The organism is Streptomyces sp. NPDC033270 (genome assembly GCF_055576575.1).
On the sequence record NZ_JBVIRA010000019.1, the window covers coordinates 174,759 to 196,096 of the forward strand.

General features: G+C 72.9%; 20 protein-coding genes and 1 riboswitch. Of the genes, 11 read left to right on the forward strand and 9 right to left on the reverse strand.

The window, feature by feature from the left end; all coding sequences use genetic code 11:
• Positions 1–48: 48 nt before the first annotated feature.
• Positions 49–804 carry a methyltransferase gene (locus ACZ5XZ_RS25370; RefSeq protein ID WP_468981799.1) on the reverse strand — a complete coding sequence of 252 codons (756 nt, stop codon included), beginning with the start codon at positions 802–804 and terminating at the stop codon, positions 49–51.
• Between the two features lie 411 nt (positions 805–1,215).
• Entirely contained in the window at positions 1,216–1,701 is a 486-nt protein-coding gene (locus ACZ5XZ_RS25375; RefSeq protein WP_468981800.1) for an SAV_6107 family HEPN domain-containing protein, read from the reverse strand.
• Positions 1,702–2,160: 459 nt separating this feature from the next.
• Between ACZ5XZ_RS25375 and ACZ5XZ_RS25380 the strand changes: the two genes are divergently transcribed.
• The 5 genes from ACZ5XZ_RS25380 (at position 2,161) to ACZ5XZ_RS25400 (ending at position 8,444) form a co-directional block, all read left to right on the forward strand.
• Positions 2,161–2,976, forward strand: a complete 816-nt coding sequence (locus ACZ5XZ_RS25380; RefSeq protein WP_468981802.1) for an ATP-binding cassette domain-containing protein — start codon at positions 2,161–2,163, stop codon at positions 2,974–2,976.
• On the forward strand, positions 2,948–5,155 hold the full coding sequence (locus ACZ5XZ_RS25385) for a YhgE/Pip family protein (protein WP_468981804.1): 2,208 nt from the start codon (positions 2,948–2,950) through the stop codon (positions 5,153–5,155). The genes ACZ5XZ_RS25380 and ACZ5XZ_RS25385 overlap by 29 nt, the downstream gene beginning before the upstream one ends.
• Positions 5,156–5,190: 35 nt before the next feature.
• Positions 5,191–5,805, forward strand: a complete 615-nt coding sequence (locus ACZ5XZ_RS25390; protein ID WP_468981807.1) for a TetR/AcrR family transcriptional regulator — start codon at positions 5,191–5,193, stop codon at positions 5,803–5,805.
• Between the two features lie 418 nt (positions 5,806–6,223).
• Positions 6,224–6,847, forward strand: a complete 624-nt coding sequence (locus tag ACZ5XZ_RS25395) for a DUF4126 domain-containing protein (protein WP_468981809.1) — start codon at positions 6,224–6,226, stop codon at positions 6,845–6,847.
• A gap of 79 nt (positions 6,848–6,926) precedes the next feature.
• Entirely contained in the window at positions 6,927–8,444 is a 1,518-nt protein-coding gene (locus ACZ5XZ_RS25400) for a phytoene desaturase family protein (RefSeq protein ID WP_468981810.1), read from the forward strand.
• Between the two features lie 115 nt (positions 8,445–8,559).
• Here ACZ5XZ_RS25400 and ACZ5XZ_RS25405 read toward each other — a convergent pair whose 3' ends face one another.
• From ACZ5XZ_RS25405 to ACZ5XZ_RS25425, 5 genes are all read right to left on the reverse strand, one after another.
• Positions 8,560–9,726 (reverse strand): hypothetical protein, encoded by a 1,167-nt coding sequence (locus ACZ5XZ_RS25405; RefSeq protein WP_468981811.1) that lies wholly within the window; start codon positions 9,724–9,726, stop codon positions 8,560–8,562.
• 36 nt (positions 9,727–9,762) lie between these two features.
• Positions 9,763–10,680 (reverse strand): methylenetetrahydrofolate reductase [NAD(P)H], encoded by a 918-nt coding sequence (metF, locus tag ACZ5XZ_RS25410; protein ID WP_468981814.1) that lies wholly within the window; start codon positions 10,678–10,680, stop codon positions 9,763–9,765.
• A gap of 202 nt (positions 10,681–10,882) precedes the next feature.
• On the reverse strand, positions 10,883–11,545 hold the full coding sequence (gene thiE, locus ACZ5XZ_RS25415) for a thiamine phosphate synthase (protein ID WP_468981815.1): 663 nt from the start codon (positions 11,543–11,545) through the stop codon (positions 10,883–10,885).
• 109 nt (positions 11,546–11,654) lie between these two features.
• Positions 11,655–12,020 (reverse strand): Rv2175c family DNA-binding protein, encoded by a 366-nt coding sequence (locus tag ACZ5XZ_RS25420; protein ID WP_399147542.1) that lies wholly within the window; start codon positions 12,018–12,020, stop codon positions 11,655–11,657.
• A gap of 202 nt (positions 12,021–12,222) precedes the next feature.
• A complete protein-coding gene (locus tag ACZ5XZ_RS25425) occupies positions 12,223–13,464 on the reverse strand; it encodes an NAD(P)/FAD-dependent oxidoreductase (RefSeq protein ID WP_468981817.1) in 1,242 nt (413 codons plus the stop codon).
• Between the two features lie 224 nt (positions 13,465–13,688).
• Positions 13,689–13,801, forward strand: a riboswitch (TPP riboswitch).
• On the opposite strand from ACZ5XZ_RS25425, the gene thiO reads away from it, so the two are divergent.
• The 5 genes from thiO to ACZ5XZ_RS25450 all read left to right on the forward strand — a co-directional run bounded on the left by thiO (position 13,799) and on the right by ACZ5XZ_RS25450 (position 19,483).
• Positions 13,799–15,037, forward strand: coding sequence for a glycine oxidase ThiO (thiO, locus tag ACZ5XZ_RS25430; RefSeq protein WP_468981819.1), 1,239 nt, complete (start codon positions 13,799–13,801; stop codon positions 15,035–15,037). It overlaps the preceding riboswitch by 3 nt.
• Complete coding sequence (gene thiS, locus ACZ5XZ_RS25435) at positions 15,034–15,249, forward strand: sulfur carrier protein ThiS (RefSeq protein ID WP_384440763.1); 216 nt, start codon at positions 15,034–15,036, stop codon at positions 15,247–15,249. Before thiO ends, thiS begins: the two co-directional genes overlap by 4 nt.
• A 9-nt stretch (positions 15,250–15,258) precedes the next feature.
• Positions 15,259–16,101, forward strand: a complete 843-nt coding sequence (locus tag ACZ5XZ_RS25440; protein ID WP_468981821.1) for a thiazole synthase — start codon at positions 15,259–15,261, stop codon at positions 16,099–16,101.
• Between the two features lie 474 nt (positions 16,102–16,575).
• A complete protein-coding gene (gene pknB / locus ACZ5XZ_RS25445; RefSeq protein WP_468981823.1) occupies positions 16,576–18,552 on the forward strand; it encodes a Stk1 family PASTA domain-containing Ser/Thr kinase in 1,977 nt (658 codons plus the stop codon).
• A gap of 31 nt (positions 18,553–18,583) precedes the next feature.
• Entirely contained in the window at positions 18,584–19,483 is a 900-nt protein-coding gene (locus ACZ5XZ_RS25450; protein WP_468981826.1) for a deoxyribonuclease IV, read from the forward strand.
• A 52-nt stretch (positions 19,484–19,535) separates the two neighbouring features.
• Here ACZ5XZ_RS25450 and ACZ5XZ_RS25455 read toward each other — a convergent pair whose 3' ends face one another.
• On the reverse strand, positions 19,536–20,168 hold the full coding sequence (locus tag ACZ5XZ_RS25455) for a sulfite oxidase-like oxidoreductase (protein WP_468981829.1): 633 nt from the start codon (positions 20,166–20,168) through the stop codon (positions 19,536–19,538).
• 146 nt (positions 20,169–20,314) lie between these two features.
• Here ACZ5XZ_RS25455 and bfr point away from each other — a divergent pair, with 146 nt between their 5' ends.
• Positions 20,315–20,791 carry a bacterioferritin gene (gene bfr, locus ACZ5XZ_RS25460; protein ID WP_384440751.1) on the forward strand — a complete coding sequence of 159 codons (477 nt, stop codon included), beginning with the start codon at positions 20,315–20,317 and terminating at the stop codon, positions 20,789–20,791.
• A 40-nt stretch (positions 20,792–20,831) separates the two neighbouring features.
• Here the strand turns inward: bfr and ACZ5XZ_RS25465 are convergent, their stop codons facing one another.
• Entirely contained in the window at positions 20,832–21,119 is a 288-nt protein-coding gene (locus ACZ5XZ_RS25465; protein ID WP_393494250.1) for a (2Fe-2S)-binding protein, read from the reverse strand.
• Positions 21,120–21,338 lie beyond the last annotated feature (219 nt).

Genomic DNA, 21,338 nt, shown 5'->3' on the forward strand with positions numbered 1-21,338 from the left:
GGGTGGCCTGTGGCCGACTGCACGCGGTAGCCGGCCGTACCGTGCGGGTCAGTCGCGCTCCGCGAGGACGTGCAGCTGCGTGGCCACGGAGTGGAACGCGGGCTGCTCGGCGGCGGCCGCCTCCAGCTTCAGCAACGCGTCCATGGCGCCCGGCTCGGTGTCGACCAGCACCCCGGGGACCAGGTCGGCGAAGACCCGCACACCGTGCACCGCGCCGACCTCCAGGCCCGTGGCGGCGATCAGTTCGGTGAGCTGGTCGGCGGTGAACCGGCGGGGCATCGGGTCGCCCTCGCCCCAGCGGCCGGCGGGGTCGGTGAGGGCCTGGTGGGCTTCGGTGAAGTGGCCGGCGAGGGCGCGGGCGAGGACGGCGCCGCCCAGACCGGCCGCGAGCAGGCTGAGGGTGCCGGCCGGGCGCAGCGCGTCGACGACGTTGCGGATGCCTTCGGCCGGGTCGTCGACGTACTCCAGGACGCCGTGGCAGAGCACGGCATCGTAGCCGCCGCGCTCGACGACGTCGAACAGGCCGTGGGCGTCGCCCTGTACGGCGCGTACCCGGTCTGCCACGCCCGCCTCCGCGGCGCGGCGCTCCAGGGCGAAGAGGGCGTTGGGGCTGGGGTCGACGACGGTGACGCGGTGGCCGAGGCGGGCGACCGGCACGGCGAAGTTGCCGGAACCGCCGCCGGTGTCGAGGACGTCCAGGGCGTCGCGCCCGGCGGCCTTGACCCGGCGCTCCAGGGCGTCCTTGAGGACGTCCCAGACCACGGCGGTACGAAGGGATGCGCGCGGGCGCAGCGGGTCAGACACGGCGGGTGGCTCCTCGGCGGGGGCATGAACATCTAGGCGTCCACCACCCTATTCCGTCCCACGCCATCCGCCGATTGCAGAGCCGAACGGATTGCGCGCGGCGTGATCGTCATGCGGGGCCTGAGCGTTATGCGGGACGTGATCGTTATGCGGGGCGTGATCGCTGGTCGGGCGGTCGCGCAGGAGCGGACGCGCAGGAATGGTCGCGCAGGGGGATCGCGAGGCGGCGTCGCCTAGTGGGCACCGCCACGGGCGCCGTCGCATGCAGAGGGTGGGCAGGATGGCGGCCCACTTTCCCTCTTCCCCTCCCCCCGGGCCCCTCCCCCGCCCCCACCCCTCCCCGCCTCCCCCGGAGATCTCAGCCCCCGGCCCTGCTCTTCCTCCCTTCCCCTCCTCTCGCCTCCCCTTCCCTTACCCCGCCCGCTGGGGTGGCAGGGACGGCTGGAGGAGCAGCATGCGCTCCACCAGGCGCAGGAACATCGCGGCATCGCGCAGGAGGTCGTCGGCGTCGCGGCGGCTGGCCGCGCCGGCTATGCCGGCCTCGGCCTTGGCCCGGCGGGCGGCTCCGGCGGCGAACAGGGCACTCCACTCCGCGAGTTCGGGGGCGACCTCGGGCAGCACCTCCCAGGCGCTGCGGATACGCTGCCTGCGCCGTACCGTGGTCTCCGGACGGCCGCGGACGGCGAGGACCGCGGCCGCGGTGCGCAGCGCGGCCAGATGGGCCGTGGCGAACCGCTCGTTGGGGGTTTCCAGGGTCTGGGCTTCGTCGAGGCCGTGCCGGGCCTGGGCGAGCAGGTCGAGGGCGGCGGGTGGTGCGGCGGTCCGCCGCAGGACGGGGTGGACATCGCTCGGGGGACCGTACGCAGCGGAGCTGCCCCCGTTGGGACGAGCTGCCATGACGAACCTCCTGTCGTCGCATGCCGGTTGGGACCGAATGCTGATTCGGACCGTATGACCCCATCGTGAGGTACACCACTGACAATCGCCCCTGACCTGCCCTTTCGTTGGAAACGGGAAGGTTTTCGCGCGGCGCGCGCTCCCACCCGAAGCCCCACCCGAAGTCCCGTCCGAAGCCCCGCCCGGAATCCCGACCCGTGCCCCGACCCGAGCCCCGACCGAACTGCGCCCGAAGCCCGGCACGACTCCCGGCCGAATCCCGACCGACCTCCCTGTCCGACGACCGACCTCCCCGTCCGACTCGCCACGAAAAGTCCGTCCGGGCACGTCGACGCACCCTGGTGGAATCTCGGTGCAATCCGGGTGCAATCCCGGCGGATTCCCAACACCCCCTTGCGGAACGGGGGGTGGAATGCTGCATAGTGATTTGGACTGACTGGTCAGTTCAAGGGAGGGATCGTGGACAGCACCCCGCACGGGGCGGCGGTCACGGCCGCGGGATTCGGGGTCAAAGGCCCCCGCGGTTGGGCGTTCAGGGACATCGACATCACTGCCGGGCCCGGCTCACTGATCGCCGTGCAGGGCCCTTCGGGCTCGGGCCGTACGTGTCTGCTGCTCGCGCTCACCGGGCGGATGAAGGCGGCCGCGGGCACCGCCGAGGTCGGCGGGCTGCCGTTGCCGAAGAAGATGGCCACGGTCCGGTCCGTGTCCGCGCTCGCCCATGTGCCGGGTGTCGCCGAGCTTGATCCCTCTCTCACTGTAGGCGAGCATCTGCGCGAACGCGCCCTGTTGCAGGGCAGGTTCGGCGGTTCGCTGCGTGCGCTGCTGCGGCCCCGGCGGGAGCGCAGGGCCGAGGCCCGCGCGCTGGTGGACGGTGCGCTCAAGGCGGCCGGCCTCGATCTGGAGACGCTGCCCAAGGGGATCCGTACCTCCGTGCGCGACCTGGAGCGGCTGGAGGCGCTGCGGCTGTCCGTGGCGCTGGCGCTGATCGGCGGCCCGCGGCTGCTCGCCGTCGACGACACCGATCTGAAGCTGTCCGACGACGAGCGTGCGGCGGCCTGGACGATGCTGCGCGGCCTGGCGGCGGCCGGGACGACGGTGCTCGCGGTGTGCAGCGAGCCCCCCGAGGGCGGCGAGGGCCTGGTGCTGGTGGGTACGGGCGGCCGCCCGGAGCAGGCCGCCACTGGGGACGGGCCCGACGAGAGCCCCGCACAGGACAAGCAGGACGACGAGGAGGGGGCGGCCGATGCGCTCGCCGAAGCTGGCCGCGCTTGAGCTGAAGCGGTTCGGGAGGGGGAAGCTGCCGCGCGCCGCGCTGGCGGCGCTCCTGCTGCTGCCGCTGCTGTACGGCGCGCTGTACCTGTGGTCCTTCTGGGACCCGTACGGACGGCTGGACAAGATACCGGTCGCGCTGGTCAACGCGGACAAGGGCGCGGACGTCGGCGGGAAGCGGATCTCGGCGGGCGACGGCATCGTCGACGGGCTGACCGACAGCCACACCTTCGACTGGCGCCCGGTGGACGCCGAGGAGGCCGCCAGGGGCGTCGAGGACGGCACGTACTACCTGTCGCTGTCGATCCCGGAGGACTTCAGCCGGCGGATCGCCTCCAGTTCCGGTGACCACCCGGAGACCGGCGCCCTCAAGGTGCGGACGAACGACGCGAACAACTACATCGTCGGACAGATCTCCCGGACGGTGTTCTCCGAGGTGCGTGCGGCGGCCTCGAAGAAGGCGTCGCGCACCTTCTTCGACAAGATCTTCGTCTCGTTCTCGACCCTGCACGACAAGACCCAGGAGGCCGCGGACGGCGCCGGCCGCCTCCGGGACGGCATCGGGAAGGCGAAGGACGGCGCGGGCAAACTGGCCGACGGGCTGGGCACCGCGAAGGACGGCAGCGGCCGACTCGTCACCGGCCTGGGCGACCTCGACACGGGCGCCGGGCGGCTCTCCCAGGGCAGCTCCGACCTGGCGCGAGGAGCCGGTACGGCGGCCGACGGGTCGCGCCAACTGGCCGACGGCTCTCGGCAGGTGGCAGACGGCACCCAGCGGCTGGCCGACACCGTCAACCGCATCGACCGCAAGGTGGGGCCCTTCGTCCGGGCGCACGGCAAGGAGATCGGCGAGGCGGCGCAGCTCGTCGCGGACGGTTCGCAGGCGGTCCGTGACCACCTGGGCGCGCTCCCGGCGGCGGCCTCCACAGGGGCGAAGCTCTCCCGGGGGATCTCCGACCACCTGGCGAGGTACTACCACTCGCGCTGTGAGAGCGGCCTCACCCTGGAGACCTCCTGCGACGAGCTGAAGCAGCTCAGGGACGACGCGGCCGCCGCGGCGGACAAGGCCGAGGAGATCAGCGGGTACGTGCACGACCAGAAGAACCTGGACCGGCTGGACCGGGACCTGGCCACCCTGCACGACCTGGCGAGCGAGGTGGCCGCGCACGGGCCGACGCTCGGCGCCGACATGGACGCCGCGGTCAAGAAGATCAACGACCTCAACGACGGCGCGCACAAGGTGGCCACGGGCGCCCACAAGCTGGCCGCCGGGAACGCCCAACTGGCCGCCGGTGCGGGCAAGCTCGACGACGGGGCCCACCGACTGCACGACGGCACGGGCCGGGCCGCCTCCGGTATGGGCGACCTGGACGCGGGCGTGGGCAGGCTGAAGAGCGGCGCGCACACCCTGGACGGCGGGCTGTTCAAGCTCTCCGACGGCTCGCGGAAGCTGGCCGGCGGGCTGCACGACGGGGTGAAGCAGATCCCCGACTACGGCAAGAAGGACCGCGACGCCCGCACCCTGGTCATGTCCGACCCGGTGCAGCTCGCCTCGGACTCCGCCCACAAGGCGCCGAACTACGGCACCGGATTCGCCCCGTACTTCATCCCGCTGTCGCTGTGGGTGGGCGCCATGGTGGCGTACATGTTGATCCAGCCGCTCAACCGGCGGGCGCTGGCGATGGGGGCGTCCTCCTGGCGGGTGGCGGTCTCCGGCTGGCTGCCGGTGGTGGGCGTGGGGGTGCTGCAGACCGCGGCTCTGATGTCCGTACTGCACTTCGCGCTGGGCCTGGAGATGGCCCGGGCGGGCGGCACGATCGGCTTCCTGGTGCTGGTCACGGCCTGTTTCTCGGCGATCGTGCAGTGGCTCAACGCGCAGTTCGGGCCGGCCGGCCGGATCCTGGTGCTGGCGCTGCTGATGCTCCAGCTGACCTCGGCGGGCGGCACGTACCCGGTGCAGACCAGCCCCGGCTTCTTCGGCGCCATCCACCCGTATCTGCCGATGAGTTACATCGTGGAGGGGCTGCGCCGGCTGATCACGGGCGGTGATCTCGCGCCCGTATGGCAGGGCAGTGCGGTGCTGCTGGCGTTCACCGCCGGGGCGCTGGTGCTGACGTCCCTGACGGCGCGCGGCCGCCAGGTGGTACGGATGAAGGACCTGCACCCGGAGCTGAGCCTGTGAGCACGCACCCTATGGGGAACGGCACAATCGCCTCCATGGACAGCTCCACTACACGCCGCGACGCCACTCGGCGCAAACTCTTCGAGGCCGCGGTCACGCTCATCGCCGAACAGGGCTTCTCCTCCACCACGGTGGACGAGATCGCCGAGCGGGCGGGCGTCGCGAAGGGCACCGTCTACTACAACTTCGCGAGCAAGAACGTTCTCTTCGAGGAGCTGCTGCGGCACGGCATCGAGCTGCTGGCGACCTCCCTGCAGGCGGCCTCCGAGGAGGTGGCGGACCGGGGCGGCAGCCGGATCGACGCGCTGGACGCGATGATCCGGGCCGGGCTGGACTTCATCTCCCGTTACCCGGCGCTCACCCAGCTCTACGTCGCCGAGCTGTGGCGCACCAACCGGGCCTGGCAGTCGACGCTGATGGTCGTGCGTGAGCGGGCCATCTCGGTGGTGGAGGACGTGCTGCGGGAGGCGGTGGCCAACGAGGAGCTGAGCGAGGAGATCGACATCCCGCTGACGGCCTCGGCGTTGTTCGGGATGGTCCTGGTGGCCGCCCTGGACTGGCAGTCCTACCAGCCGGACCGGTCGATCGACGAGGTGCACGCCGCGCTGTCGCGGCTGCTCCAGGGGCGGGTCAGCGGCCCTCCCTCGTAGCGGGCGGCGACAGGCCGTACCCCTGGGCGGGCGGCGGTCCCCTGGGCGCCGGGAGAGAAGTGCGCGCCGTCGTGGTCAGGAACGGCGCGCACCCTTTCTCCCCCGTGGGCCCGCACAAAAGAGTGCGCTGCCCTGGCACGAATCGTTCCCCCGCCGATCCGACCAGGACAGCGCTTCCCCCGTGCTCCCCCGTGGAGCCCCCGTGCCCCCCGTACTTCCCCCGTGTCCCCCCGTCACGTCCGGGAGCCGCGCCGCTCCGCCGCCCCGTGTCGGCGGTGCGGCGCCGCTTCCCTTCCGTGGCGCATACTCTTCCGTCTTGGCGGGTTCCGGCCCATCCGCGTACCTACTCATCTGGGCGTCTGAGTACGGATACTCAAAGCTGAGCACCGGCCCCCAGTGGGGGCCTACGATCTCCGGCGTGTCCGTACTTCCCTTGGTTTTCACCAGTGGCTGGGCGAGCGGGATCAACGCCTACGCCGTCGTCCTGCTCTTCGGCCTGCTCGGCACCGCCGGCGTCACCGACGAGGTGCCCGCGGCGCTGCAGCGCCCCGATGTCCTGATCGTGGCCGGCGTGCTCTTCGTCTGCGAGGCCGTCGCCGACAAGGTCCCGTACGTGGACTCGGTCTGGGACGCCGTGCACACGGTGATCCGGCCGATCTCCGGCGGCGTGGTGGCGGCCCTGCTGGCCGGGCACGACGGTTCGCTGCCCGAGCTGGCGGCGGGTGCGGTGGGCGGCACCACGGCGCTGCTGAGTCATCTGGTCAAGGCGGGCGCGCGGATCGCGGTCAACACCTCGCCGGAGCCGGCCAGCAACATCGTGCTGAGCCTGCTGGAGGATCTCGGCGTCGCCGGCCTCATCGCGTTCGCGGTCTTCTATCCGGTGGCCGCGGCGGTCATCGCGGCGGTGCTGCTGGCCGCGGGCATCGCGCTGGTGGTCCTGCTCTGGTCGCGGATCCGCCGGTTCCTGCGGCGCCGGCGTGCGCGACGTGAGGAGAAGCGGCTGGCCGCGGCGGCGGGCGAGGCGGTGCCGCCGGCGGGCTGAGCGCCGCCCGCTGCGGGCCGGACCGCCTCGGGCACCTGCGGCGCGGGCGTTGTCGGTGGCGCCGGATAAAGTCGCAGGCATGGCACGGATTGCGGTGATCGGCGCCGGGATGGGCGCGATGGCAGCCGCCGCCCGGCTGGCCGTCGCGGGCCACCAGGTGGCGGTGTTCGAGCGCGGCGCGACGCACGGCGGCGCGGTACGGCGACTGGAGCGGGACGGCTTCTCCTTCGATACGGGGCCGGGCCTGCTGCATCTGCCGGCCGTCTACCGCGATCTGTTCCTCAAGACCGGCCGTGAGCCGCTGGAGAGCTGCGTCGAGCTGTCCCAGGTCGACCCCGCGAGCCGCCATGTCTTCGCCGACGGCACGGCCGTGTCGCTGCCCAACGCCTCGCGGGCCGGCGTCCTGGCGGCCCTGGACGAGGCGCTGGGCGCGGGCGCCGGTGAGCGCTGGAGCGCGCTGGTGGGCCGCGCCCGCGAGTCCTGGGACGCCACCCGGCGGCCGCTCCTGGAGGAGCCGCTGTGGCAGGAGTGGCGGGTGCTGGGCCGCGATCCGTATCCGGCGGTGCGCAGGCGCGGGTTGTTCGGGCGCGGCAAGGGCCCCACGACCGCCACGCTCGCCGAGGTCGCCCGCCGTGAGCTGGCCGATCCCCGGCTGATCTCACTGCTGGAGAGCCATGCGCTGGCGTACGGTTTCGACCCGCGCAGCGCCCCGGCGAGCGCCGCCGTGTTGCCGTACATGGAGCAGACCTTCGGCAGCTGGTACGCGCGCGGCGGTATGCGGGCGCTGGCCGACGCGCTGTACGAGCGCTGCCTGGCGCGCAAGGTGGAGTTCTCCTTCGGCGCGGAGGTGACCCGGATCGTCGAGAAGGACGGCAGAGCGACGGGTGTCGAGCTGGCCGACGGGCAGACCGCACCGGCCGGGTTCGTGGTCGCCGGTATCGATCCGGCCCGGCTGCCGGCGCTCCTCGACGGGCGCGAGCCGTACGGACCGGACGACGTACGGCCGCAGGCCGGGCCCGGTGATCGCGCGACGGGGCGGCTCACGGTCTGTCTGGCGCTGCGCGGAGCACGCGAGGCGGGTGCCGTCCATCGGACCGTGGTGCATGCCGCGGACCGCGCGGCGGAGCTGGCGGGTGTGTTCGGCGACGGCGACGGGCCGCGGCCGCCCTGCGCGCGGCCGACGGTGACCGTGCTGCGCCCGGACGATGCCGCCACCCGGCCCGACGACGGCCATGAGGCCGTGACGCTGACCGCGACCGTCGCGCCGCCCGGCCCGGACGGCCGGCTCGAGGGGGCGGCCGCCGAGGCGGCCGCGGACCGGCTGACGGAGGTCGCCGAGGCGGCGGTGCCGGGGCTGCGGGGGCGGGTGCTGTGGCGCGAGGTGCTGCCGCCGGCGGAGGACGCGCTGGTTCCGGGCCCGGCACTGGCCGGCCGGGACGGGCGCTTTCTGCGGCCCGGCAACCGCACCCGGATACCGGGGCTCTACGCGGTCGGGGGCTGGTCGCACCCGGGCGGCGGGCTGGCGCACTCCGGGATGTCCGGTGCGCTCGTCGCGGGCCTGATCGTGAACGGCGACGACTGGCACGGCTCCACCTGAGCGTGGTGACGGCGCCGAGGCGAGCGGTGCGGGCCCGACGGCGGCCGGGTGCGGGTCCGACGGCGGGCCGTGGCCGGCAGGAGCCGTCGCCGCGCCCCCGCGCGGCCCGCGCGGATCAGTAGCGGTACTGCTGCCCGTCGTACCCCTGCTCCTGGTACGGCGGGTAGGGCGGCTGCTCGGGCGGGAGTTCGCCGTCGCGCTGCTGCGGGACCCAGACCCCGCCGGGCGGTGTCCCGCCGTAGCCCTGGTCCGCGTTCTGGCCGGGCTGCCCGCCCTGCCCGTCGTACTGCTGGGCGCCGTAGGACGGCTGGGCGTAGGGGTCCTGCTGCCCGTAGGGGTCGTAGGCGCCGGAGTACTGCTGGGCGCCGGTGTAGGGGTCGGCGTAGGGCGTCTGGCTCTGGCCGGCGCCGTCTCCGTAGGCCGCGTAGGGGTCGGCGTAGCCGTCCTGGCCGGCCGCGGTCTGACCGTAACCGCCGCCGTACGCATAGCCGTTGCCGTCGCTGCTCCCGCTGTCGGCGCCGGTGCCGGTGCCGTAGGCGTCGTAGCCGCTGTAGCCGGGCTGCGGGGTGCGGGCGTCGGGGCTGTAGATGCCGTACTGGCCGGTCTCGTCGGGCATCGGCTGCGGGGCGTACACGGTGGCGGCGTCGACCCGCGCGTAGTCGCCCTGTCCGTCGTACTGCTGGGCGCCATAGGACGGGCCGTCGTAGGACGGCGCGGGGAAGGCCTGGGTGGCGAAGACGCTCTGGTCCTGCGGGTCCTGGTACGGGTCCTGGCCGCGGTAGCCGCCGTCGGCCTGATAGCCGTCGGCCTGGTAGTCGTACGAGCCCTGCCCGGCGTAGGTGTCCTGGCTCTGGAAGCCGCCCGTGCTCTGGAAGCCGCCGGTGCTCTCGAAGGTGTCCGGGCCCCCGTCGGCGCCCCGGCCGGGGCCGTCGGTCGGCTCCGCGGCCTCCAAGTCGGAGACCTGCAGGGTCGGTTCGGCGGCGGGCGCACCCGCCGCACGGCCCCGTCGGCGACGGCTGGCGCCGGGCTTGCCGCCCAGCGCCCAGCCGGTGGTGAAGCCGCGCCTGAAGGAGAGCGTCACATTGACCTGGCCGACGGCGAACGCGGCCAGGCCCACCCCGATCACGATCACCGAGGGGATGATGACGCCGACGACCACGCCGAGGAAGCCGGTGAAGGCGAGCAGCCGCCAGCGCAGCCGGGCCTTGTACTGGAGCAGTACCTCACCCAGCAGCCACAGGGCGACCAGGCCGAACGCGATATAGAGGACCGTCCAGCCCATATACGCCCTACTTCCGCCGTTCGCCGGCCACCGTGATCAGGACTGCTGGTGCAGCCCCAGATTCTCGTAGATTTCCAGGGTCGCCGTGGAGTGGTTCAGGGTAATGAAGTGCAACCCGGGAACGCCCTCGGCCATCAAGCGCGCACACAGATCCGTCGCGTACTCGATCCCGATGGAGCGTACCGCCGACGGGTCGTCCTTGACGGCGAGGATGCGCTCGGCCAGCTCGGGCGGGAATGCGGCATTGCTGAGCTGGGCGAACCGCTCGATCTGGCGGACGTTCGTGACCGGCATGATCTCCGGAATGATGGGCGTCGAGCAACCCGCCGCGGCAACCCGGTCCCGCAGCCGGAGGTAGTCCTCGGGGTAGAAGAACATCTGGGTGATGGCGAAGTCCGCGCCGGCCCGGCACTTGTCGACGAAGTGGGCGACATCGGTGTCCCAGTCCGCCGAGCGCGGGTGCATCTCGGGGAAGGCGGCGACGCCGACACAGAAGTCGCCGGACTCCTTGATCAGCCGGACCAGGTCGGCGGCGTAGTCGAGGCCGTCGGGGTGCCTGACCCACTCCCCCATCGGGTCGCCGGGCGGGTCGCCGCGCAGCGCGAGCATATTGCGGATCCCGGCGTCGGCGTACTGGCCGATGATGTTGCGGAGGTCCGCCGTCGAGTGGTTGACCGCGGTCAGATGGGCGACCGGGGTGAGGGTGGTGTCGGTGGCGATGCGCTCGGTGGCGCGCACCGTTCCGTCACGGGAGGTGCCGCCGGCGCCGTATGTCACGGAGACGAACGTCGGGGCGACGGCCTCGATCCGACGAATGGCGTTCCACAGGGTCCGCTCACCCTTCTCGGTCTTCGGGGCGGCGAACTCGAACGAGTATGACTGCTTGCCGGAAGCCAGCAGTTCGCGCACGGTGCGTGCGCGATCAGTCCTGGTGGAAGCTGTACCTAGGGCCATACCGGCAGGTTAACCACGGGTCGGGCACACACCAACCGTCATCGACGTTTTGCCTGGTTGGTCGGCTTGGTGTCCACTGATTGGACATTTTCCGGCCGCCTGGGCGTCCGATTCTCGCCCCCGTGACCCCCTGCCCCGGCTCTTCCGGAGCACGAGCGGGGGCGTCTGCCGGGGCCCCGGCCCACGACCCGTCGGACGGGCCCTAGGGGGTGTCCGCAAGGTCCCAGCCGCGGACACGCTTGGCCAGCGCGGCGGCCGCCGCGCCCGGATCGTCGGCCTCCGTGAGGGCGCGGACCACCACGACCCGGCGGGCGCCCGCCTGGAGCACCTCGTCCAGATTGCCGGCGTCGATCCCGCCGATCGCGAACCAGGGGCGCTGCGGAGCGCGCGCCGCGGTGTAGCGGACCAGGTCGAGGCCGGGGGCGTGGCGGCCCGGCTTCGTGGGTGTGGGCCAGCACGGGCCCGTGCAGAAGTAGTCGACCCCGGGCTCGGCGTTCGCGGCGTCCACCTCGGACTCGGCATGGGTGGAGCGGCCTATGAGGACGTCCGCGCCGAGGAGGGCGCGGGCGGCCGGGACCGGCAGATCGCCCTGCCCGAGGTGCAGCACATCGCTGCCGATCGCATGGGCGACGTCCGCGCGGTCGTTGACCGCGAGCAGCTTTCCGTGCCGGCGGCAGGCGTCCGCGAAGACCTCCAGGTGGCGAAGCTCCTCGCCGGCCTCCATGCCCTTGTCGCGCAGCTGGACGATGTCGACGCCGGAGGCGAGCACCGCCTCCAGGAACCGGGGAAGGTCGCCCTGGGCCCTGCGGGCGTCCGTGCAGAGGTAGAGCCGGGCGTCGGACAGGGCCTGTCGTGCGGTGGTCATCGGGCGGCTTCCCCCCAGGTCGGGGGTGTACGGGCCGGACCTTCCGGCCCGTACACCCCGTAGATGTGGTTACGGATGCTGGTGCGGTTGCTGACGAGCGCCGGGCGCGTCAGACGGCGAGCGCCTGGGCCCGGCGCTTCACCTCCGTGCCGCGATTCTCGCGCAGCGCCTGCGCCGGAGTTCCGGGGAGGGTCTCATCCGCGGTGAACAGCCACTCCAGCATCTCCTCGTCGGTGAAGCCGTCGTCCTTGAGGAGCGTGAGCGTGCCGACGAGGCCCTTGACCACCTTGTCGTCCTGGATGAAATCGGCGGGTACCTGCAGCACCCTGTTCTCGCCGCGGCGCACCGCGATCAGCTGGCCCTCCTTGACCAGCTGTCGGACACGGGTCACCTCGACGCCGAGCTTTTCGGCGATGTCGGGGAGGGTGAGCCAGGCGGGGACGAGTCCATCGATGTTTGCGTCAATCTCGGTCACAGGACAAGCCTGCCACCTCGCACTGACAGTCGGTAGCCGGGCATCGCCATCAGGGGCCTCCGGCACACCGGAGGGTGACGACACGCCTGTCGACACGGCCGTCGGCCCACCTGCCGTCGGGCCCGTCGGCGCGCCGCCGCGCCCGCCGCACCCGTCCGGCGGACCGGAGCCCGGCTCCGCCCTTCTGCAGCCCGGCTCCGCCCTACTGCGCCGCGGCCTTCAGCGGCACGGCGGCGTTCGCGGCCCGGTCCCGGTCGAGGGTCACGCCCCGCTCGATGAGCTTGCGCCCCTGGGCGAGGTCCCGCGGCCGTCCCACGGCCAGCAGCGCCACGAGCCGTCCGCCCCGCAGCCAGATCACCGACCAGGCGGCCTGGGTCGGGTCACCGCGCCAGACCAGCTCGTCGGCTTCCCCGTGATGGCCCGCGTACTGCACGAACCGGCCGAACTGCTCGGACCAGAAGTACGGGACGGGGTCGTAGACCATCCCCTCCGCCTCCCCGCGGGCGATGTTCTCGGCGACCGTACGGGGGCCCTGGAGGGCGTTGTCCCAGTGGTGGATCAGCAGCCGGCTGCCGTAGCGGGCCGACGGGAAGGAGGCGCAGTCGCCGACCGCGTACACATCGGGCACGGAGGTGCGCAGCCGGTCGTCGGCGAGCACGGAGCCGTCCTCGGAGGACACCTCGACGCCGGAGCCGGCCAGCCAGGCGGTGGCGGGCCGGGCCCCGATCCCGACGACCACGGCGTCGGCGGGCAGCGTGGCGCCGTCCTCGAAGGTGACCATGCCGGGGGCGACGGCCGCGACCCGGGCGCCGGTACGCAGCTCGGCGCCGGCGTCCGCGTACCAGCCGGCCATATGGGCGGCGACCTCGGCGGGCAGCGCACCGGCCAGCGGGCGGTCGGCGGCCTCGACGACGGTGACCGCGCAGCCCGCCTCGCGGGCCGCGGTGGCGAACTCGGCGCCGATCCAGCCCGCCCCGACGACCACGATCTCGTGCTGGGCGGCGAGCACCGGGCGCAGCCGCTCGGCGTCGTCGAGGGTGCGCAGCAGGTGGACGCCGGGCAGGCCCTGGCTGCCGGGCAGCGTGATCGGGTCGGCACCGGTCGCGATCACCGCGTAGTCGTAGGCGATCGGGCCCCGGGCCGTCTCGACCTGGTGGGCGTCCGGCACCAGGGCCGTGACCCGGCGGTCGAGGTGGAGCTCGATGTCGAGCGCGGCGAAGTCCACGTCGAAGGCGGAGCCGTCCGCCTTGCCCAGCAGCACCGCCTTGGACAGCGGGGGGCGGTCGTAGGGCTGGTGGGGCTCGTCACCGAGCAGCGTGATCGCGCCGCGCCACCCCTGTTCGCGCAGGGCGACCGCGGTCTGCACGCCCGCGATTCCGGCGCCGACGATCACGACGCGCGGCGGGTGGCCGGGAGACTGGGAGGATGTGCTCTGCTCGCTCACCCGATCACTCTAGGACGGTGTGCGACGCCGCTCGCAGCACCGCGCGACGAGATCTCTGACACAGCGTCATGACCGCGCCCCCGGGGGCTGCGCCCCGCCCCGCGGGCTCCGGGGACGGCAGGCCCGCGCACGCGCCACCGGTGCCGCTCCCCCGACGGCGGCGGCCCCCGCGTACACCGACCGTTCCCTTACCCGGGCTCGCGCCCCGTACTAGGGTGGCGGCTACACGCACTCGCGGGAGCCCGGACGCACCGGGCTGAGAGGGAGGCTGGCCGGCCTCCGACCGTACGAACCTGATCCGGGTCATGCCGGCGAAGGGAGGGGCTGGACGCCCATGCATCCATCTGCCACACCATCGAAACCAGTCACCGGGCACCCTGATGTGCTCGTCATCGGGGGCGGCATCATCGGCCTGGTCACCGCCTGGCGGGCGGCCGGCCGCGGGCTGACCGTCACGGTGGCCGACCCGGCGCCCGGTGGCGGCGCGGCCCACGTCGCGGCCGGAATGCTGGCCGCGGTCACCGAGCTCCACTACGGCGAGCAGACCCTGCTGGCCCTCAATCTCGACTCGGCGCGGCGCTACCCGCGGTTCACCGAGGAGCTGGAGGAGGCGGCCGGGACGTCGATCGGCTACCGGCGGTGCGGCACCCTGGCCGTCGCGCTGGACGCCGACGACCGCGCCCACCTGCGCGAACTGCACGCCCTGCAGATCCGCTCGGGCCTGGACTCACAGTGGCTCACGGGCCGCGAGTGCCGCCGCCTGGAGCCGATGCTGGCACCCGGCGTACGCGGCGGCCTGCGGGTCGACGGCGACCACCAGGTCGATCCGCGGCGGCTGGCGAGCGCCCTGCTGGTGGCCTGCGAACGGGCCGGGGTGGTCCTCCACCGGAGCCGGGTCGAGCGGCTGACCTTCGACGGCGGCCGCGCCTCGGGCGCCGAACTCGCCGACGGCACACGACTGTCGGCCGGTCAGACCGTGCTCGCGGCGGGCAGCCACATCGGCCGCCTGGCCGGGGTCCCCGAGGAGGTGCTGCCGCCGGTCCGGCCGGTCAAGGGGCAGGTGCTCCGGCTGCGGCTGCCGGACGTGCCCGCCGGGTCCCCGGCCTTCCTGTCGCGCACCGTACGGGCCGTCGTCCGCGGCAACCCCCTCTACCTGGTGCCGCGGGAGAACGGCGAGCTGGTCGTCGGCGCCACCATGGAGGAGCTGGGCTGGGACACCACCGTCACCGCGGGCGGGGTCTACGAGCTGCTGCGGGACGCCCACGAGCTGGTCCCCGGCATCACCGAGCTGCCGCTGGTGGAGAGCAGCGCCGGGCTGCGCCCCACCTCCCCCGACAACGCGCCGCTCCTCGGGCCGACCGCTCTGCCCGGCCTCCACCTGGCCACCGGCCACTTCCGCAACGGGGTCCTGCTGACGCCGGTCACCGGTGACGTGATGGCCGAGGTGCTGGCCACCGGGAACCTCCCCGACGAGGCCCTTCCCTTCACCCCCGCGCGCTTCTGCCGTGGGGGGACACCCCTCGCCGGCCCGGGGGCCGCGCACGCCCGCTTCCTGGAGGAGCAGCCCGTATGAGCAGCGCCAGTGTGTCCGTGTCGGTCAACGGCGAGGCCCGCGAGATCCCCGGCGGGCTCACCCTCGACCGGCTCGTCGCGACCCTGTCCGCGGCGCCCACCGGGGTGGCCGCGGCGCTCAACGAAGTCGTGGTGCCGCGCACCCAGTGGCCCACCACCCCGCTCGCCGAAGGCGACCGCGTCGAGGTGCTCACCGCGGTCCAGGGAGGCTGATCCGCAGACATGACCGATACCGCAGTGTCCCCAGGGGCGGCCCCCGCCCCGTCCGCCACCGGCCCCGACCCCCTCACCCTCGCCGGCACCACCTTCCGCTCCCGCCTGATCATGGGGACCGGCGGGGCGCCCAGCCTCGACGTCCTGGAGCGCGCGCTGCTCGCCTCCGGTACGGAGCTGACGACGGTCGCCATGCGGCGGCTGGACCCGACCGTGCAGGGCTCGGTGCTGTCCGTACTGGAACGGCACAAGATCCGGGTGCTGCCCAATACGGCGGGCTGCTTCACCGCGGGCGAGGCGGTGCTCACCGCCCGGCTCGCCCGGGAGGCGCTCGGCACCGACTGGGTCAAGCTGGAGGTCGTCGCCGACGAGCGCACCCTGCTGCCCGATCCGATCGAGTTGCTGGACGCCGCCGAGACCCTGGTGGACGACGGTTTCACCGTGCTGCCCTATACGAACGACGATCCGGTGCTGGCCCGCAAACTGGAGGACGTGGGCTGCGCCGCGATCATGCCGCTGGGCTCGCCGATCGGCTCCGGCCTGGGCATCCGCAACCCGCACAACTTCCAGCTGATCACCGAACGGGCCGGCGTCCCGGTGATCCTGGACGCCGGCGCGGGCACCGCCTCGGACGCCGCCCTCGCCATGGAGCTGGGCTGCGCGGCGGTGATGCTGGCCTCCGCGGTGACCCGCGCCCAGGAGCCGGAACTGATGGCCGAGGCGATGCGCCACGCAGTGGCCTCGGGCCGGCTGGCCCATAGGGCGGGCCGGATCCCGCGTCGGCACTTCGCGCTGGCGTCCTCCCCTACGGGGGGTGTGGCGGAACTGGATCCGGAACGGCCGGCCTTCTAGCCCGTCCGCTGCGCTTGGCTGGCTTCCCACGTTTTCGGCTTTCCCGCCGTGGGGGTTGTTCGCCGTGTCGCCTGCGGCGGGCGGTTGTTTGTCGGGTGCGGTGACAGCCCTACGGACTCCGTCCTACGGTCTGTCCCCTCCCGTGGGTGGGTGGGAAAACAGGCCGGTGGGGGCGGGCCCCCTCGCTCGACTTCCTGCACACGGGGGCTTACGGGTGCCCCACCGGGTCTCCTCTCCCCCCACTCACGGGAGGGGGCGGACCGCAGGACGGAGTCCGGAGGGGCGCACCCGCTGCCGTAAACGCCCCGCGCAGCGGCACCGCCCGCCGCAGGCGCCACGGCGAGAAAGCCAGACAAGTCGGCCGCAGCAAAGCGCAGCGGAGGCACCGCAGGCGAAAAAGCGAAACCCCCACGGCGGGAAAGCCGACAACGTGGGAGGCGGGCCAAGCGCAGCGGACCCGTAGACTCGTCTGCCGTGGATACGACGCTCCAAGACCCGCTCGTGGGCCAGCTGCTCGACGGCCGCTACCGCGTCCAGGCACGCATCGCCGCCGGCGGTATGGCCACGGTCTACCGGGCGGTGGACACCCGCCTCGACCGGGTGCTCGCGCTGAAGGTGATGCATCCGAGCCTCGCGGCCGACGGGGCGTTCGTGGAGCGCTTCATCCGTGAGGCGAAGTCGGTGGCCCGGCTGTCGCACCCGAACGTGGTGGGCGTCTTCGACCAGGGCACCGACGGTACGTACGTCTATCTGGCCATGGAGTACGTCGCCGGCTGCACCCTGCGCGATGTGCTGCGCGAGCGCGGCGCCCTGCAGCCGCGGGCCGCGCTGGACATCCTGGAGCCGATCCTGGCCGCCCTGGGGGCCGCGCACCGCGCCGGGCTGGTGCACCGCGACATGAAGCCGGAGAACGTCCTGATCGGCGACGACGGCCGGGTCAAGGTCGCCGACTTCGGTCTGGTGCGGGCGGTGGACACCAACACCACCGCCTCGACGGGGTCGCTCCTGGGGACCGTGTCGTATCTGGCGCCCGAGCAGCTGGAGCACGGCACCGCGGACGCCCGGGTCGACGTCTACGCCTGTGGCGTGGTGCTCTACGAGATGCTGACCGGCGGCAAACCGCATACCGGCGGCTCGGTCGCGCAGGTGCTCTACCAGCATCTGCACGAGGACGTACTGCCGCCGTCCCAGCTGGTCCCCGGGCTCGCGCCGGGGCTGGACGCGCTGGTCGCGCTGGCCACCGCCCGCGATCCGCAGCAGCGCGCGCAGGACGCGGTGGCGCTGCTGTCGCGGACGCGGGAGGCCCGGGCGGGGCTGACCGACGAGCAGCTGGACGTCGTGCCGCCGCAGGCCAAGGAGGTGCCCGAGGGCGGCACCGGGGCGGACGACGGCGCGGAGCGTACGGACGTGCTGCCGCGGCCCGGCGGTGTGCAGCTGCCGCTGCCCGGGACGGACGAGGCCCAGCTGAACCGCACCAGCCGCCTGGAGGTGCCGCCGGCGGAGCAGACGACCCGGCTGCGGCCGGTGCCGGCCGCCCCCGCCGCGCCCCGCGGCGGGCTGCTGCGGCGACGGCGGCTCGCCACCGTCATCGCGGCCGTGCTGCTGCTCCTCGGCGTCGGCACCGGCGTCTGGTACATCAACTCGGGCCAGTTCACCACCGTCCCCGCGGTGCTGGACATGCCGCAGGACAAGGCCGTCAAGACGCTGCGGGACGCGGGGCTGGGGGTCAAGGTCGTCCGTGGCTTCAGCTCCAATGTGGAGCGCGGCCACGTCATGAAGACGGACCCGGCGAACGGCAAGCGGATCCGCGGCACGGGCACGGTCACCCTCACCGTCTCCCGCGGCCCGAACATCGTCACGATCCCGGATCTGTCGGGGACCCCGGTCGCGGACGCCAAGCGCAAGCTGCGCGACCTCGGTCTGATCCCGAGCACCCAGACCCGTGACTTCGACAAGGAGGTCGCCCCGGGATCGGTGATCCGCACGGACCCGGCCGCGGGCACCAAGCGGCGGCCCGACACGGCGGTGGCGCTGATCGTCAGCCGGGGCGCCCGGATCGATGTGCCCGGTGTGCTCGGCAGTGACCGCGCGGAGGCCGAGGCCACGCTGCGCGCGGCGGGCCTGCAGGTGCGCATCGCCGAGGAGCGGGTGTTCTCCCCGCAGGACAAGGGCACCGTCGCCCGGCAGACGCCGGGTGTGGGCGAACCGCTCGGCAAGGGCGAGACGGTCACCCTCACGCTCTCCAAGGGCCCCGAGATGGTCACCGTCCCGGATGTCACCGGCATGAGCGAGGCGGACGCCAAGAAGGAGCTGACCGCGCACGGCTTCCGGGTCGAGGTGAAGAAGCCGTTCCTGTTCCCGCAGGACGAGGTCGACACCCAGTCCGTCGAGCCCGGTGAGAAGGCTCCGAAGGGCGGCACGATCACCATCAAGCTGAAGGGTGCGCTGTAGGGCGGCCGCGGGCACCTGGCACCCTGGGAGGGTGAGCAGATCCCCCTCCCCCGAAGGCGCCGAGCAGCGCGCCCGTGCCCGTAATCCGGTCGGCGGCCATGTGCCGGTGGCCGGCGGCCTGGCGAAGACCGGCATTCCGTACGCCCGTGAGATGGGTGACGAGGTCGTGCAGGTCTTCGTGGCCAATCCGCGCGGCTGGGCGACGCTGCCCGGCAGTCCCGAACAGGACGAGGCGTTCCGTGCGGCCTGCGCGCTGCAGGGAATGCCGGTGTATGTGCATGCGCCGTATCTGATCAACTTCGGTTCGCACACCGAGGCGACGGTCGAGCGGTCCGTGGCGTCGCTGCGCCATTCGCTGCGGCGCGGCCGGGAGATCGGCGCGCTGGGGGTGGTCGTGCACACCGGCTCGGCGACCGGCGGGCGGCCCCGCGAGGCGGCGATGGCGCAGGTCAGGGAGCAGATGCGGCCGCTGCTCGACGAGCTGACGCACCCCGACGACCCGTGGCTGCTGCTGGAGCCGACGGCCGGGCAGGGCGCCTCGCTGTGCTCCAGGGCCGAGGACCTGGGGCCGTACTTCGACGCGCTGGACCGGCACCCGAAGCTGGGCGTCTGCCTCGACACCTGCCATGCCTTCGCGGCCGGGCACGACATGGCGGCGCCGGGCGGGACGAAGGCGCTGCTGGACGAGCTGGTGGAGGTCACCGGCGAGGGCCGGCTGAAGCTGATCCACGCCAATGACTCCAAGGACGTGGTGGGCGCGCACAAGGACCGGCACGAGAACATCGGCGCGGGTCACATCGGCGCGGAGCCGTTCGCGGAGCTGTTCACCCATCCCTCGACCGCCGGGGTGCCGCTGGTCGTGGAGACCCCGGGCGGCAAGGAGGGGCATGCGGCCGATGTCGCCCGCCTCAAGGGGCTGCGGCCGTACTAGGAACGTGCGGCCGTACTAGGAACGTACGCGGAGGTGCCCGGGGCGCCGGGCGTCAGAGCTCGGGCCCGTCCCCGGGCTCTTCCTGGTACGAGTAGCGCTGCTCGCGCCACGGGTCGCCCAGGTTGTGGTAGCCGCGCTCCTCCCAGAAGCCGCGGCGGTCGGCCCGCATGTATTCGATGCCGCGGACCCACTTGGGGCCTTTCCAGGCATAGAGATGCGGAACGATCAGGCGGACCGGGAAGCCGTGCTCGGCGGTGAGCAGTTCACCGGAGCGGTGTGTGGCGAAGATACACTTCTCCGCGGCGAAATCCTCCAGCCGCAGATTCGAGCTGAAGCCGTACTCGGCCCACACCATCACATGGGTGACATCCGGCGCGGGCGGTGCAAGGTCCAGAAGGGTCTTCGTGAGCACGCCGCCCCATTCGGCTCCCAGCATGCTGAATTTCGTCACGCAGTGCATATCGGCCACGACCGTGGCGTAGGGCAGCGCCGTGAATTCCTCGTGCGACCAGCAGTGCTTCGCGCCGTCCGCGGTGGCGCCGAAAGCCCGGAACTCCCAGCGTTCGGGGCGGAACTTCGGGACCGGTCCGTAGTGCGTCACCGGCCAGCCCCGCTGCAGCCGCTGCCCGGGAGGCAGCTGAACAGGCTCCTCTTCGCGGCTTTCCGGCTGACCCATGCCCTCCATGTTGTCAGACCGGAAGGGGTGCCGATGACCAGGGAGGGAGGGATTCGGGCAACTCGTACTAAGCGTGAACTTACTGGACGCCCCCTCCGTGCGGTGCGAGGATGCGCGGCACCTGCCCAGTTCTCGCGTGGAAGGAGCCCGCAGCCATGCAGGGCGACCCCGAGGTCATCGAATTCCTCAACGAGCAGCTGACCGCCGAGCTGACCGCGATCAACCAGTACTTCCTGCATGCCAAGATGCAGGAGAACTTCGGCTGGACAAAGCTCGCGAAATACACGCGTTCCGAGTCCTTCGACGAGATGAAGCACGCGGAGGTGCTGACCGACCGGATTCTGTTCCTCGACGGTCTGCCGAATTACCAGCGGCTGTTCCATGTCCGGGTCGGCCAGTCGGTCACCGAGATGTTCCAGGCCGACCGGCAGATCGAGGTCGAGGCGATCGACCGGCTCAAGCGCGGTATCGAGCTGATGCGCAACAAGGGCGACATCACCTCGGCGAACATCTTCGAGGAGATCCTCGCGGACGAGGAGCACCACATCGACTATCTCGACACGCAGCTGGAGCTCGTCGAGAAGCTCGGGGAGGCGCTCTACATCGCCCAGGTGATCGAGCAGCCGAGCTGAGCGGGCGGCGCGATGGCGGGAGCCCGGACGGCCCTGGGGACTACGCGGCCTCCGAGAGCGCCACGGGCACCACTGCGCCCACCCCCGCGCCCCGCTGCGGCCCGGGCGTGCGGTCCTCCGGGGCCAGCGGGTCGGACGCGCCGCTGTCGATGAGTTCCCGGCGCGGGCAGTCGCCCCTGCCGAGCAGGGCCTGGATGCGCCGTACGCAGCTGCCGCAGTCGGTGCCGGCCTTGCAGGCGGAGGCGATCTGGCGGGGCGTGCAGGCGCCGGTGTCCGCGTGCTCGCGAACCTGCTGCTCGGTGATCCCGAAGCAGGAGCAGACGTACACGCGGGCTCACCTCCCTGGGGGTTCTCGGGGACGACTCATCGACCAGATCAGCTGATCTTGAGTGAGGTTACCCTTACCTTACCTGCCCCCCTGGGGCTTCACAACGGCCCCCCGGGCCCGAACAACGCAGTGGGGGGGGGGGGGGGGGGGGGGGGGACACCCCACCCCCCCCCCCCCCCCCCCCCCCCCCTCCCCGCCCCCCCCCCCCCCCCCCCCCCC